Here is a 13682-nt window from a genome sequence, read left to right as displayed (position 1 = left end):
GGCGCAGTCTCAGTTGAGACTGCGCCGACTCGGCGTGAAAATGAGATCAGGCCGAGGTGGCCTCGTCCTCGACCGCGACGTTGCGGGTGCGGTTCGGGTCGACCTGGACGCCGGGGCCCATCGTCGTGGAGACGGTGACCTTCTTGAGGTAGCGGCCCTTCGAGCTGGCCGGCTTCAGGCGGAGCACCTCCTCCAGCGCCGCGGCGTAGTTCTCGGCGAGCTGGGACTCGGAGAAGGACGCCTTGCCGATGATGAAGTGCAGGTTGGCGTGCCGGTCGACGCGGAACTCGATCTTGCCACCCTTGATGTCGGACACGGCCTTGGCCACGTCCGGCGTCACGGTGCCGGTCTTCGGGTTCGGCATCAGGCCCCGGGGGCCGAGTACGCGGCCGAGGCGGCCCACCTTGCCCATCATGTCGGGGGTAGCGACGACGGCGTCGAAGTCGAGCCAGCCGCCGGCGACCCTCTCGATGAGCTCGTCGCCGCCGACGACGTCAGCGCCGGCCTCACGGGCGGCCTCGGCCTTGTCGGCGTTCGCGAAGACGAGGACGCGGGCGGTCTTGCCGGTGCCGTGCGGCAGGTTCACCGTGCCGCGGACCATCTGGTCGGCCTTGCGCGGGTCGACGCCGAGACGCATCACGACGTCCACGGTCTCGTCGAACTTCTTCTTGCTGGTGGTCTTCGCGATCTTGATCGCGGCCAGCGGCGCGTAGAGCTCGTCCTTGTCGAACGTCTCGGCCGCGGCGCGGTAGGTCTTGCTGCGCTGCATGGTGGTTCCTCTGCTTTCAGGACATGTGGTCAGCGGGCCAGCGCGGCCCTCCCACGGTTTCAGCTGTCGGTGGTGACGCCCATCGAGCGGGCGGTGCCCTCGACGATCTTCATGGCCGCCTCGACGTCGTTGGCGTTGAGGTCGGGCATCTTGGTCTGGGCGATCTCGCGCACCTGGTCCTTGGTCAGCTTGCCGACCTTCTCCTTGTGCGGGACGCCCGAGCCCTTCTGCAGGCCCGCGGCCTTCTTGATCAGCTCCGCGGCCGGCGGGGTCTTGGTGACGAAGGTGAAGGACCGGTCCTCGTAGATCGTGATCTCGACCGGGATGACGTTGCCGCGCATGGACTCGGTCTGGGCGTTGTAGGCCTTGCAGAACTCCATGATGTTCACGCCGTGCGGACCGAGCGCGGTACCGACCGGCGGGGCCGGCGTCGCGGCACCGGCCTGGAGCTGCACCTTGACGAGTGCGGCGATCTTCTTCTTCGGAGGCATGCTGCTTCTCTTTCTGTCTCGTGGTCATGACGAGGAGTACGCCGTACGCCTCTGCCACCTGCTGCTGCCCGTGTCTCCTCGGGCAACCTGTCCATTGTGCTGCGGGCCCTGGTCGATCGCGAAATCCGCATCCTCTGGATTTCGAGACGCCTCGCTCGTCCCGCGCTGCGCGCGGTGCGAGCCGACGCTCCTCAATCTCTTCGCCCGTCCTGCCCGGCGCAAGCGCCGGACAGGGGCTCAGACGCGCTGAATCTGGCTGAAGCTGAGCTCGACCGGGGTCTCGCGGCCGAAGATCTCGACCAGCGCCTTGACCCGCTGCGACTCCGCGTTGATCTCGGTGATCGTCGCGTGCAGCGTGGCGAACGGGCCGTCGACCACCATGACGGAGTCGGAGACGCCGAAGTCGGCGACCTCGACCGGCTTCTTCGCGGCGCCGCCGCCGGACGCGGCCGGGCTGCCGGCGGCGACCGCCTCGGCCTCGGCGCGGGCGACGACGGCCGGGGCGAGCATGCTCTCGACCTCGGACATCGACAGCGGCACCGGCTGGTGGCTGTGGCCGACGAAGCCGGTGACCGACGGGGTGTGCCGCACGGCGGCCCAGGACTCGTCGGTGAGGTCCATCCGGACCAGGACGTAGCCGGGGAGGACGGTCCGGCGCACCATCTTGCGCTGGCCGTTCTTGATCTCCGCGACCTCCTCGGTGGGGACCACGATCTCGTGGATGTAGTCCTCCATGTTGAGGGAGATGATGCGGTTCTCGAGGTTCGACTTCACCCGGTTCTCCATGCCGGAGTAGGTGTGCACGACGAACCAGTCGCCCGGCTTGGCCCACAGCTCGCGGCGGAACGCCTCGAGCGGGTCGTTCTCGTCGACCTCGTGCTCGGAGTCCTCGGAGTCGCCCTCGGCCTCGGACATCTCGAGGCTGGTCGCGCCGTCGTCCTGGGTGTCGTCGAGGCCCATGGCCTCGTCGGTGGCCTCGTCGGTGACCTCGGCGTCCAGGCGGGGGTCGACCTCCACCTCGGGGCCGTCGTTCGGCTCGCCGTACTGGTCCTCGAGGGACGCCTCGACCTCGGGGGCGGTCTCCTCGGTCTCGACCGAGTCGTACTCCTGCTCAGACACGTACTGCTCCATCAGGTGTTCGGGTGCTGCGGGTGGTCGGGGCGACCGCGATCAGGTGCTGAACGAGCCGGTGAAGATCGCGAACACGAGCTTGCCGAAGCCCAGGTCGAGCAGCGACACGATCGCCATCATCACGACGACGAAGACCATCACCACGATGAAGTAGGTGACCAGCTGCTCCTGCGTCGGGTAGACGACCTTGCGGAGCTCGGCGACCACCTGCCGGTAGAACGTGGGAAGACTGGTGCGCTTGTGGGTGTCCCCGCCGCGCGATCCACGGACCGCCTTGCTGTCCGGCACGTCCTCACCTCTCCTCGTCTACTGGTTGTCCACCGGTTCCTTGCAGGGCACGAGGGACTTGAACCCCCAACCTTCGGTTTTGGAGACCGATGCTCTGCCAGTTGAGCTAGTGCCCTCCGATGGTCCCGGGTGGGCCAAAACCCGAAATGGGCGCAACCCACCATGTGGCAGAACCACCAAACGGGAAGTCTACGGGGAACACCCCGGCCGAGTCGAACCGACATCGACGGCGCCTGCGACCCGCCGCCCCGGCGGCCTGGGGTGGCGGGCATCAGGCACCGACCAAGTCCTGCCAGCCTTCGGTTGGTGGCTCCCGGCCTTCGGTTCTGCCGTACGTCTGCCGTACACTTGAGCCGACAGAGAGCCCGCAGGAGAAGGAGGCGATCGCCATGGGGACAGCAACCAGGCCGGCCAAAGCGCGGCTCGAGGCCCGCATCGACCACGACCTCGACCTGATGATCGCCGAGGCCGCCGACCGCCTGCACGTCACCAAGACCGCATTCGTCACAGACGCGGTCCGCGACGCCGCCCTGAAGGTAATCGCACACGCCGAGGTGACCCTGATGGCTCCCGAGGTCTTCGACTCGATGATGGCCTCGATCGACGTCGCCGACGAGTCACCGGAACTGGAGAGCCTCGCCGCGCTCCCCCGCCGTATCGACGCGTGAGCGAACCGACCTACACCGTCGTCAGGCTGGCCCCAGAGCATGACCTGGATGCCTTCGACTGCGGTGCACCCTCCTACGACGAGTGGCTCGTTCGACATGCCGCGGCGTCGGTGCGGGCCGGCGTCGCGGCGGTCTACCTGCTCAACGAGACCGAGGAGGACCGGAGCCGGGTGGTCGGCTACTACGCGATCAACCCGACCCAGGTCGTGCGCGACGCCGTCCCGCGGTCGATGGCACGCGGCTGGCCGCAGACCGTCCCCGCCTGGAAGCTCGGCAAGCTCGCCGTTCACGTCGACCTACGCGCAGACAGGGAGGCCCAGTGGGGCCGCCAGCTCCTGCGCGACGCTCTGGAGACCATCGTGCGGGTCGCCGATGCCGGCGGGGGCAAGGTGATCGTCGTCGATGCCGACCATCCGGGGCTCCTCGGCTTCTACACCCGCAACGGCTTCAAGCCGAGCGGCATCGAGGGCGACCTCGCGCTCTTCATGAAGGTCTCGACCGCTCGCGCCGCGCTCTTCTCCGCGGAAGCGGGCGGGACCTGACTCCCCGGCCGACCGCCCTACGATGGTGCCATGACCTCCCCCGAGACCTCTCCCCGCTCCCGCCGCGTCTCCCGCAGGATCGGCGCCATCGCCGAGTCCGCGACGCTGAAGGTCGATGCGAAGGCGAAGGCGCTGAAGGCGGAGGGCCGTCCGGTGATCGGGTTCGGCGCCGGCGAGCCGGACTTCCCGACGCCCGCGTACATCGTGGAGGCGGCGGCCGAGGCCGCCCGCGACCCGAGGAACCACCGCTACACCCCGGCCGGCGGCCTGCCCGAGCTGAAGAAGGCGATCGCGGCCAAGACGAGGCGCGACAGCGGCCTGGAGATCGAGCCGGGCCAGGTGCTGGTCACCAACGGCGGCAAGCAGGCCATCTACGCGGCGTTCGCCACGATGCTCGACCCGGGCGACGAGGTGATCGTGCCGGCGCCGTACTGGACGACCTATCCGGAGGTCATCTCGCTGGCCGGGGGTACGCCGGTCGAGGTGCTCGCCGACGAGACCCAGGACTACAAGGTGACGGTCGACCAGCTCGAGGCCGCGCGCACCGACCGCACCAAGGTGCTGCTGTTCGTGTCTCCGTCGAACCCGACCGGCGCGGTCTACACCGCCGACGAGATCCGCGCCATCGGCACCTGGGTCGAGGAGCACGGCCTGTGGGTGCTGACCGACGAGATCTACGAGCACCTCGTCTACGACAACATCCAGACCGGCTCGCTGCCGGTGCTCTGCCCCGAGCTCGCCGAGCACACCGTCGTCGTCAACGGCGTCGCGAAGACCTACGCGATGACCGGCTGGCGGGTCGGCTGGATGATCGGCCCGGCCGACCTGGTCAGGGCCGCCACCAACCTCCAGTCGCACGCGACCTCGAACGTCGCCAACGTCACGCAGCGCGCCGCGCTCGCCGCCCTCGAGGGCGACCTGACCGCGGTCGAGGAGATGAAGGCCGCCTTCGACCGGCGCCGCCGGACCATCGTCGCGATGCTCAACGAGATCGACGGCGTCGTCTGCCCGACCCCGGGCGGCGCGTTCTACGCCTACCCGTCGGTGCGGGCCCTGCTCGGCAAGGAGTACGGCGGCACGGTCATCGAGACCTCCGCCGAGCTGGCCGAGTACATCCTCGACCAGGCCGAGGTCGCGGTCGTGCCCGGCGAGGCGTTCGGCTCGCCCGGCTACCTCCGGCTGTCCTACGCGCTCGGCGACGATGACCTGGTCGAGGGCGTCACGCGGCTGCAGAAGCTCTTCGCCTGAGAGTGAGGGAGCTCCACCGGCTGCCGAAGGCGCATCTCCACCTGCACTTCACCGGGTCGATGCGGCACTCGACGCTGCTCGAGCTCGCCGCCCGCGACGGGATCGCGCTGCCCGACCAACTGGTCGAGGACTGGCCGCCGAGGCTGTCGGCGGCCGACGAGAAGGGCTGGTTCCGCTTCCAGCGGCTCTACGACGTGGCGCGGTCGGTGCTGCGCACCGAGGGTGACGTGCGCCGGCTGGTGCGCGAGGCGGCCGAGGACGACGTCCGCGACGGCGGCCGGTGGCTGGAGATCCAGGTCGACCCCAGTGGGTACGCCACCCGCTTCGGCGGCATCACCGCGTTCACCGACCTGGTGCTCGACGCCGTCCGGGACGCCTCGGCCGCGACCGGCCTCGGCATGGCGGTCGTGATCGCCGCCAACCGCACCCGGCACCCGATGGACGCCCGCACGCTGGCCCGCCTGGCCGGGCAGTACGCCGGACGCGGGGTCGTCGGCTTCGGGCTCTCCAACGACGAGCGACGCGGCCGGACCGGCGAGTTCGCGCCGGCGTTCCGCATCGCCGAGCGCGCCGGACTGCTGCTGGCGCCCCACGGCGGCGAGCTGCGCGGACCCGAGCACATCCGGCTCTGCCTCGACGAGCTGCGCGCGCAGCGGCTCGGCCACGGCGTGCGCGCGGCCGAGGACCCGGAGCTGCTGGAGCGGATCGTCGCGACCGGCGTCGTGCTTGAGGTGTGCCCGGTCTCGAACGTCGCGCTCGGCGTCTACTCCGACCTGACCTCGGTGCCGCTGCCGACGCTGCTGGCCGCCGGCGCGACGGTCGCGCTCGGAGCCGACGATCCGCTGCTCTTCGGGTCGCGGCTGGCCGGGCAGTACGCCACCATGCGCGCCGCCCACGAGCTCACCGACGAGCAGTTGGCCGAGCTGGCCCGGATGTCGGTGCGGGCGTCGCGGGCGCCGTCCGACGTACGGGCCGCGATCCTCGGCGACATCGACGGCTGGCTGAACGCTCGGTGAAACGGGCGGATCCTGCCAAGATGTCCCCATGACCACGGGCCCCGACAATCCCTACGGCGAGCAGCAGCCTCCCCAGCAGCCGCCGAACCCCAATCCGTACTACCCCCAGCACCACCAGCAGCCGCACCACCAGCAACAGCCGTACGGCTATCCGCAGGCGCCGTATGGCCAGCCGCCCCTGCCGAACCACCCGTCCGCGACCACCGCGATGGTGCTCGGCATCATCGGTCTGGCCGGCGTCGTCGCCTGCGGCGGCATCACCCTGGTGCTCTCGCCGTTCGCCTGGGCGATCGGCGCCAAGGCGAGCCACGAGATCAAGGCCCACCCCGGCACGTACGGCGGCGAGGGCTCGGCCTCGGCCGGCAAGATCATGGGCATCATCGGGACGGTCCTGCTGATCCTCGCGGTCCTGGCCGTGGTGGCGTTCATCGTCATCGCGATCGCCGTGGACTCCCCGGGCAGCAGCTCCGGCCACTGACCCCTACAGCTCGCAGCCGACCTGCACCGCCCCGAAGCGCCGGCGCCGCGCACGTCAGGAGGGCTCGCCCCGTTACCGCCCGGTCAGCCGGGCGCCGATGGCCTCGACCACCAGCACGAAGGAGACCGCCCCGGCGTCGGGAGTGCCGAGCGAGCGGTCGGCGTGCAGCTTCGAGCGTCCCTTCTTGGCGCTGAACCCGACCGTGCCCTCCGCACCGTTGCGGGCTGCCTCGGTCGCCGCCCGCCAGGCGGCCGCGATCTCCCGGCCGTCGCCGATCTCCTCGGCGAAGGCGCGGGCGAACGGCTCGATCGCGTCGACCATCGTCTTGTCCCCGACGGCCGCACCGCCACGCTCGACCACGGCCGCGGCGAACGCCGCTACCGTCTCGACGAGCCGGCCGGGATCGGGCACCTCGTCATCGCCGACGACGTCGGCGGCGGCCGCGATCCCGGCGCCCCACAGGGCTCCGGAGGTGCCTCCGCCCACATCGGACCACGCGGCGCCGGCCGCGCGCATCGTCGTCCCGGCTCCTGCTCGGCCGGCGAGTGCTGCCGCCGCCTCGGCGGCGGCAGCCGAGCCGCGGCGCATCCCGATGCCGTGGTCGCCGTCGCCGGCGACGGCATCGATCTCGCCCAGCCGCTGGTCCGCGGCGGCCAGCGCTCCGGCCACGTCGGCGAGAGCCCCCGCCACGGCCGCGGCGAGCTCGGTCGAGGCCGGGGAGGCCGGCGCGGGCGCCGCCTCCGTGCTCGCGGGGAGCGCCAAGCGCGCGCGGCGCGGCCGTGGAGTCGCGAGTCCTCGACGGAAGCACGGTGCCTCGGCCGGATCGGTCCACAGCTCCTCGAGCTCGTCATCGAGGACGGCCATCGACAGCGAGACGCCGGCCATGTCGAGACTGCTCACGAGCTCGCCGACGACCGGCGCGACGATCCGGAAGCCGCCGGCCGTGAGCCGGTCGTGCACCCGCGCGAAGACGACGTGCAGCTCGTCCGGTGTGGTCGACCCGAGCCCGTTCACGAGGACCGCAACCGCCGCACCCGCCGGGGGCGCCACCTCGGCGAGCAGCCCGTCGAGCAGCAGGTCGGCCACGTCGTCGGCCGACCCGAGGTCGCGCTCGGCGATGCCGGGTTCCCCGTGGATGCCCAGCCCCACCGCGATCCGGCCCTCCGGGACCTCGAAGAGGGGCGTGGCCGCCCCGGGGAGGGTGCAACCGGAGAGGGCGACGCCGAAGGTCGCGGTGAGGCCATTGATCCTCTCCGCCACCTCGGTGAGCTCAGCGAGACTGCGTCCGCGCTCGGCCGCGGCGCCGACGACCTTGACGACGAGGAAGCTGCCCGCGATGCCGCGGCGGTCGGTACGCCGCCCGGGCGGCCCGGATGCGATGTCGTCGGTGATCGCCACCATCTCCGCCAGGTGGCCGGCGGCGCGGAGGTCGTCGGCAGCAGCCGAGAAGTGGAGGATGTCACCGGCGTAGTTGATCGGCAGGAACAGGACGCCGGCACCGTTGTCGGCCGCGCGGGCCACCTCCAGCACCTGCGTCTGCGAAGGCGAGGCGAAGACGTTGCCGCAGGCCGCGCCATGGGCCATCCCGGGCCCCACCCAGCCGGCGAAGGCCGGGAAGTGGCCCGAGCCGCCGCCCAGCACCAGCGCGACCTGGTCGGCCGGACTGGCGCTCGCGCGGACCACGCCGCCGTCGAGCAGCACGACGTGCTCGGCGTTCGCCGTGGCGAACCCGGCGAGCGCGTCGCGCGCGAACCGGTCCGGGTCGTTGACGAGCTTGGTCATCTCACCCGACCCCGGTCCGCGGCGCGCGCCCGGTAGGGCTCCATCACCTCGGTGGCGAACCGAGCCACCTCGTCCTCATGGCCGGGCATGACCTGCCACACGATCTCGTCGACGCCGGCCTCCTCCATCGCCGCGATCTCGCCGAGGAGCTCCTCGGCGGTGCCGATCTGGCACACCGCCTCGATCAGCTCCGGCGTGAGCAGGTGGGCCTCCTCGTCGCGCACGAAGATCGCGTGGCCACGATGCTGGCGGGAGTACGGCGCAGGACCCTCGATGTGCCGACCGACCTCCTCGTGGAAGCGGCGTGCCGCCTCGCGCAGCAGCGGTGGCGTCCGCGGGTCTTCGACGCCGAACCCGAGGTCGCCGTGGAAGTGCTGGGTCACGGCGGGACCGACGAAGCCACGCAGCCGGTCGGAGTCCGAGGGCTCGTCGGGCTCCTTGACCGCCATCGTCGTGAAGAGGCTGACCGGGAGCGGGGCCCGCCCGGCCTCGGCAGCCAGGGCGCCGATCGCGCCGACCGTGGCGGCGAGCTCCTCGGGAACCGGCCGCTGGCCGGCCGACATCGTGTAGAAGCCGTCGGCGAGCTCGGCGGTGACCCGCATGCCCTTGGGGCCGGCGGCACTGATGTAGATCGGCACCTCGTCGTGGGTGTTGATGAAGCCGCGGTCGGCGTGCAGGTGCTTGACCCATCGACGACCGCCCTTGACCGGTGCCTCGGTCAACTCGTCGCCGAGGATCCCGCGGCACACCCGCACCGCGTCGGCGACCGTGGCCCACGTGTCGGCCGTGGACCCGGTGGTCAACGCAGCGGTGAAGCCGGTGCCGAGCGCGAGTTGCACCCGGCCGGGGGCCATCGCGTTGAGGGTGCCGACCCCAGCGGCGAGCACGTGCGGGAGCCGGAGATGGGGCACCGCGACCGAGATGCCGATCCGCACCCGCTCCGTCTTGGCCGCCACGGCGCCGGCGACCGAGAACACCTCGGAGAACACCAGAGGAGTGTCGTAGAGATGGACCGCGTCGTAGCCCAGCCGGTCGGCCTCGACGCAGGAGGCGATGACGTCTGGATGGGTCGCGTACGCGATGCCGAACCTCACGCCGCCGGCTCCAGCGCCTGACTGCGGAGGGACCCGAGCATGAGGTTGATGATCAAGATGTGCTCGGCCGTCTTCCACAGCGCGTCCGCCTCGTTGGGCCTCGGATAGAGGAAGGCCGAGGGGTTCCAGCGCCCGTCCGGGAGCTGACAGTTGGCGTACCAGTCCGCCATCAGCAAGACGTCGCGCAGGTGGCTCTCGGCCGGGTCGGCCTCGAGCATCGTCGCGGCACCCCAGGCGAACTTCCCCACGTGGACGGTGTCGGCGAAGTCGTACTGCTGATCGGTGGCGGTCTCCGACAGGACGAGCAGTTGGCGGCCGAGGTCGCGCGCGTGGGTCTGCCCCGTCACCATGTAGTAGCGGGCGAGGAACGCCGCGCCGATGCCGGGGTTGAAGAAGGCCTGCCGTGGCGCCTGGAAGTCGATCACGTGCCCGAACGCGGCGTCTGCGGGGAACTCGGTGACCAGCCCGTTCGCGTCGGTGCTGATGAGCAGCCGGTCCGGCAGTGACGGCTGGTCCGCCAGCAGCCGCTCCAGCCAGCGGTAGGCGCGGTCGGCCACCTCGCGACGGCCCGTGGCAAGGCCGGCCATGCCGAGTTGCGCGGTGCAGAGCAGGTCCTGCCGGCCCGTGGACCGGTGGTCCGGGTGCTCGACGTAGGCCCCGCCGCTCTCGGGGTCCTGGAACCGGACCAGGTTGTCCATGATCCGGTTGGCGGTGTTGTAGCGCTCGAGGTGCCAGGCACCGATCGCCATGATCGCGAGCGGGTAGGGCGCGTTGGCGGCCGTCCACGGAGTCTGCGCGGGGCCGGGGACCAGGTCACCGGTCTCGGTGAGCGCGGCACGCTCCATCCAGGACATCACCGATCCTGCCTCGAGGACCCGGCCGGAGGTCGCGAGCGCCCAGGGAAGCCGGTAGTAGGCGTTCTCCTCCTTGGCGCCGACCGGCTCACCGTCGTCGCGGATCCGGCTGACGAGCCAGGTCAAACCCGCCTCGCGCGCGGCGACGAGCCGCGCGACGACGCGCTCGATCTCGGTGTCGAAGGAGGTTGGGCTGTTGGTCATCGCGTTCTCTCTCTTGTGGTGGACAGGTGCCGCACGGCCGGGCGGCACCGGGGTCAGCGGATGGCGAGCGGGTTCACCGGCGCACCGGTGGCGCCGACGACCTTCAGCGGCGCGGCGCAGTAGAGGAAGGACCATCGCGCGTCGCCGGCACAGGCCCCGGCGAGCTCGGGCAGCCACAGGATCTCGTTGAAGGCGACCCCGAGGTTGCGCATGAGGGCCGCGTGGAGGACCGACATGACATCGCTCTCCGGCTGTGGCTGGATCTCGTTGGCGACGGTGTCCGTGCCGTACGCCGCGATCTGCTGGTCGTGGAACCAGTCCGACACGGCACGGGTGTAGACCAGCCCGGGCTCGTGGAAGGGCTGCTCGTAGAACCGGTCACGGTCCTCGTAGAACAGCTCGACCCAGCCGGTCCGTACCAACAAGATGTCGCCCAACCGGAACTCCACGCCCTGGGTTGCCGCTGCCTCGAGCAGCTCCTCGAGCTCGAACGGCTCGGCGCGACCGAGGTGGCCGGCTCCGCGATGTCGCGCGATGTCGACCAGGACACCGCGGCCGACGACACCGTGCTGGGCGATCGGCAAGACGCCGGCCCTGCGCATGTGGCCGATGGTGTCGTCGGCCGGATAGCCGTTGTAGAGCCGGTCGCCGTACCACGCGTGCCCGATGCCGTCGTAGTGGGTGGTGCCCTGCAGGAACATCTCGATCTTGTCGTCGGCCCACTCGAGCCCTCCCGGAAGGGGCTCGAGATCCCCCGAGGTGTAGGTCCCATGGTCTTGGACGTGCCAGCGGCGCGCGGCGGACCGCTCGGGAGTCACCGGCTCGCCCTCGGCGCCGCCGATGCGCGTCCCCAGGGTGAACACCTCGCCGCTGCGGACCTCGGTGATGGCCCGCAGCACCCCTGCCGGGGTGAGGTAGTTGAGCGCACCGAGCTCGTCGTCGGACCCCCACCGGCCCCAGTTCCTGGGCGCGTCCGCGAGCAACTCCTCGAGTGACACGCCCGCGCGGGCCCTGCCGTCGTCCTCAGCCATCGCTCTCCCGTCCCGTCGGTCGTCTGGCCTCAGCAATCGTTCGTGTAGAGGTACTTGTCGACCTCGGGGTCGCTGAGGTTGTCGGCAGTCGCCAGCACCACGGGGGTGGTCTGCTGGTAGTCGATCGCGCTCTCCTCGACGTCGCCGGCGAGCACCTCGGACATCTGCTTGACGGCCTGGTAGCCCATCTCGTACGGCGTCTGGATCACCAGCGCGTCGATGTCGCCGGCCTTGAGCGCGTCGACCTCGGCGGGGTCGCCGTCGTAGCCGACCACCACGATGTCGTCGGCCTCCGAGTTGCCGTTGAACGCCGACATGGTGCCGAAGACCGACGGCTGGAAGGTCGCGAACACTCCGACGAGGTCGTCGTTCGCGCGCAGCGTGTTGCCGACGATCTTCGCGGCGTCGCTCGGCTCGCCCCCGGAGTACTCGATGGGCAGCACCTCGATGTTCGGCGCGATCTTGGCCATCCGGTCGATGAACCCCTGTGCGCGGTCCACGACCGGCGTGATGGTCGGCGAGTTGGCCAGGACGAGCACCTTGCCCGAGGTGCCCTTGAGCTGCTCGGCCATGTAGTCGGCAGCCAGGGCGCCCCCCTCTCGTCCGTCGCTGGAGATGCTGGCCAGACCGATCTGCTCGCTGGGGGCCAGGTCGGTCGTCATCACCGGCATGTCCTGGGCCGTCTGGGCCAGGGTCGCGTTGAGCGCACTGCTGTCGGCCGGGACCACGATGAGGCCGTCGAGGCCCTTGACGAGGAGGGACTGCAGGATCTGCTGCTGCTCCGCGGCGTCGAACGCCTTCGGCGCCTCGTAGGTGACGTCGACGCCGAACTCCTTGGCGGCCGCCTGCGCACCGCAGTTCATCGTCGTGTAGTAGGAGATGCTGGCGAGCGCGCTCACCAGGGCCAGGCGGGGGCGGTCGCCGCCGCTGGAGTCGGCCGCGCTGTCCTTGCCGAACGCGCAGCCGCTGGTGAGCAGTGCCAACGCGGCCGAGGTGGCGATGAGTTTCTTGGACATCATTGTTCCGTTCTGTGCTAGGCCAGACGCCTGGATCGACGCTCCTGGTCGATGAAGACCGCCAGGATGAGGATCAGTCCGACGACGATCTGCTGATAGAAGGACGGCACACCGATCACGATGAGCCCGGACCCGAGAACGACAGGAAGGAAGGCACCGACGATGCTGCCGCCCACGGTGGCCACGCCGCCGAAGAGGCTGGTGCCGCCGATGACGGCCGCGGCGATGGCGGCCAGCGCGGCCCCCTCGCTGCCGCCGATGGTCGTGGTGGAGAACCGCACCAGCCCCAGGAAGCCGGCGAGCCCCGCCAGCAGCCCCATCTGCGCGAAGAGCTTGATCACGGTCGCGTCCACCCGGATCCCGGCTCGGCGGGCGGCCTCGGACGAGCTGCCGATGGAGATGGCGTAGAGACCCAGCCGGGTGCGCCGCATCGAGAACCACAGGTATCCGGCCAGCACCAGGACCACGATGGTCTGGACGGGCAGGATCTCGCCGACCGACGCGGTGCCGATGGTGCGCTGGATGTCGGTCGGGAACCCGGTGATGTTGTTGCCGTCGGTGAGCACCAGAACCAGGCCGGTGGCCGCGCCCGCGGTGCCCAGGGTGGCGATGAAGGAGTTGACCTTGAGCTTCGTGACGACCAGGCCGTTCACGATCCCGAACCCCACCCCCGAGGCGAGCGCGGCCGCGAGCGCGGCGAGACAGGCGACCACCAGGCGCCCACCGCCGCCGTCATAGGTGAACCCGTCGTCGCCGGCGACCGCCTTGAGCGAGGCCGCGGCCGCGACGGAGCTGAGCACCAGGTTGGCGCCGATCGAGAGATCGAGCATCCCCGCCGCGAGGAGGAACGTGACGCCGCAGGCGAGCAGGATGCCGACCGCGCCGTCGAGGAGGAGGCCGTTGATGCTGCGGGGGCCGGTGAAGACGCCGGAGGAGAGGGCGTTGAAGACCAGCACGAGCAGCACGAGGACGAGCCCGACCCAGAACGCGGTCGAGCGCCCCTTGTCGGCGTACGACCTGACGTGTCGGTTCAGGTACGACCTGACGTGTCGGTCTCGGCTGGGTGATCA

General features: G+C 70.7%; 15 protein-coding genes and 1 tRNA gene. 5 read left to right on the top strand and 11 right to left on the bottom strand.

The window, feature by feature from the left end:
- Positions 1 to 46 precede the first annotated feature (46 nt).
- The 5 genes from rplA to ACYVKX_RS11090 all read right to left on the bottom strand — a co-directional run bounded on the left by rplA (position 47) and on the right by ACYVKX_RS11090 (position 2795).
- Complete coding sequence (rplA, locus tag ACYVKX_RS11110) at positions 47 to 769, bottom strand: 50S ribosomal protein L1 (protein ID WP_460832024.1); 723 nt, start codon at positions 767 to 769, stop codon at positions 47 to 49.
- 59 nt (positions 770 to 828) lie between these two features.
- Complete coding sequence (rplK, locus tag ACYVKX_RS11105) at positions 829 to 1260, bottom strand: 50S ribosomal protein L11 (RefSeq protein ID WP_460832022.1); 432 nt, start codon at positions 1258 to 1260, stop codon at positions 829 to 831.
- Positions 1261 to 1497: 237 nt separating this feature from the next.
- Positions 1498 to 2391, bottom strand: a complete 894-nt coding sequence (gene nusG / locus ACYVKX_RS11100) for a transcription termination/antitermination protein NusG (protein ID WP_460832020.1) — start codon at positions 2389 to 2391, stop codon at positions 1498 to 1500.
- Between the two features lie 39 nt (positions 2392 to 2430).
- On the bottom strand, positions 2431 to 2679 hold the full coding sequence (gene secE, locus ACYVKX_RS11095) for a preprotein translocase subunit SecE (RefSeq protein ID WP_460832018.1): 249 nt from the start codon (positions 2677 to 2679) through the stop codon (positions 2431 to 2433).
- 43 nt (positions 2680 to 2722) lie between these two features.
- Positions 2723 to 2795, bottom strand: a tRNA-Trp gene (locus ACYVKX_RS11090).
- 273 nt (positions 2796 to 3068) lie between these two features.
- Here ACYVKX_RS11090 and ACYVKX_RS11085 point away from each other — a divergent pair.
- The 5 genes from ACYVKX_RS11085 to ACYVKX_RS11065 are packed head-to-tail and all read left to right on the top strand — an operon-like array spanning position 3069 to position 6631.
- Positions 3069 to 3347: a type II toxin -antitoxin system TacA 1-like antitoxin gene (locus tag ACYVKX_RS11085; protein WP_460832015.1), complete on the top strand. Its 279-nt coding sequence runs from the start codon at positions 3069 to 3071 to the stop codon at positions 3345 to 3347.
- Positions 3344 to 3889 carry a hypothetical protein gene (locus ACYVKX_RS11080; RefSeq protein ID WP_460832011.1) on the top strand — a complete coding sequence of 182 codons (546 nt, stop codon included), beginning with the start codon at positions 3344 to 3346 and terminating at the stop codon, positions 3887 to 3889. The genes ACYVKX_RS11085 and ACYVKX_RS11080 overlap by 4 nt, the downstream gene beginning before the upstream one ends.
- Positions 3890 to 3919: 30 nt before the next feature.
- On the top strand, positions 3920 to 5137 hold the full coding sequence (locus ACYVKX_RS11075) for a pyridoxal phosphate-dependent aminotransferase (RefSeq protein WP_460832008.1): 1218 nt from the start codon (positions 3920 to 3922) through the stop codon (positions 5135 to 5137).
- A gap of 2 nt (positions 5138 to 5139) precedes the next feature.
- Positions 5140 to 6153, top strand: coding sequence for an adenosine deaminase (locus ACYVKX_RS11070; RefSeq protein WP_460832006.1), 1014 nt, complete (start codon positions 5140 to 5142; stop codon positions 6151 to 6153).
- Positions 6154 to 6181: 28 nt separating this feature from the next.
- Positions 6182 to 6631, top strand: a complete 450-nt coding sequence (locus ACYVKX_RS11065; protein ID WP_460832004.1) for a DUF4190 domain-containing protein — start codon at positions 6182 to 6184, stop codon at positions 6629 to 6631.
- Positions 6632 to 6703: 72 nt separating this feature from the next.
- On the opposite strand, the gene ACYVKX_RS11060 is transcribed toward ACYVKX_RS11065, so the two are convergent.
- From ACYVKX_RS11060 to ACYVKX_RS11035, 6 genes are read right to left on the bottom strand one after another with little or no spacing between them, the layout of a single operon-like run.
- Positions 6704 to 8413, bottom strand: a complete 1710-nt coding sequence (locus tag ACYVKX_RS11060) for a dihydroxyacetone kinase family protein (protein ID WP_460832001.1) — start codon at positions 8411 to 8413, stop codon at positions 6704 to 6706.
- A complete protein-coding gene (locus ACYVKX_RS11055; RefSeq protein WP_460831998.1) occupies positions 8410 to 9507 on the bottom strand; it encodes an LLM class flavin-dependent oxidoreductase in 1098 nt (365 codons plus the stop codon). The genes ACYVKX_RS11060 and ACYVKX_RS11055 overlap by 4 nt, the downstream gene beginning before the upstream one ends.
- Positions 9504 to 10565 (bottom strand): hypothetical protein, encoded by a 1062-nt coding sequence (locus ACYVKX_RS11050; protein WP_460831995.1) that lies wholly within the window; start codon positions 10563 to 10565, stop codon positions 9504 to 9506. Before ACYVKX_RS11050 ends, ACYVKX_RS11055 begins: the two co-directional genes overlap by 4 nt.
- A 53-nt stretch (positions 10566 to 10618) precedes the next feature.
- The gene (locus ACYVKX_RS11045) at positions 10619 to 11596 is read right to left on the bottom strand and encodes a cyclase family protein (protein WP_460831991.1); all 978 of its coding nucleotides are present in this window, start codon (positions 11594 to 11596) and stop codon (positions 10619 to 10621) included.
- Between the two features lie 29 nt (positions 11597 to 11625).
- Positions 11626 to 12612 (bottom strand): substrate-binding domain-containing protein, encoded by a 987-nt coding sequence (locus ACYVKX_RS11040; RefSeq protein WP_460831989.1) that lies wholly within the window; start codon positions 12610 to 12612, stop codon positions 11626 to 11628.
- A gap of 17 nt (positions 12613 to 12629) precedes the next feature.
- Entirely contained in the window at positions 12630 to 13577 is a 948-nt protein-coding gene (locus ACYVKX_RS11035) for an ABC transporter permease (RefSeq protein ID WP_460831987.1), read from the bottom strand.
- Positions 13578 to 13682 lie beyond the last annotated feature (105 nt).

The organism is Nocardioides hungaricus (assembly GCF_054782915.1).
Note: the sequence above shows the minus strand (reverse complement) of the source record. Positions and strands in the feature narration are given on the sequence as shown.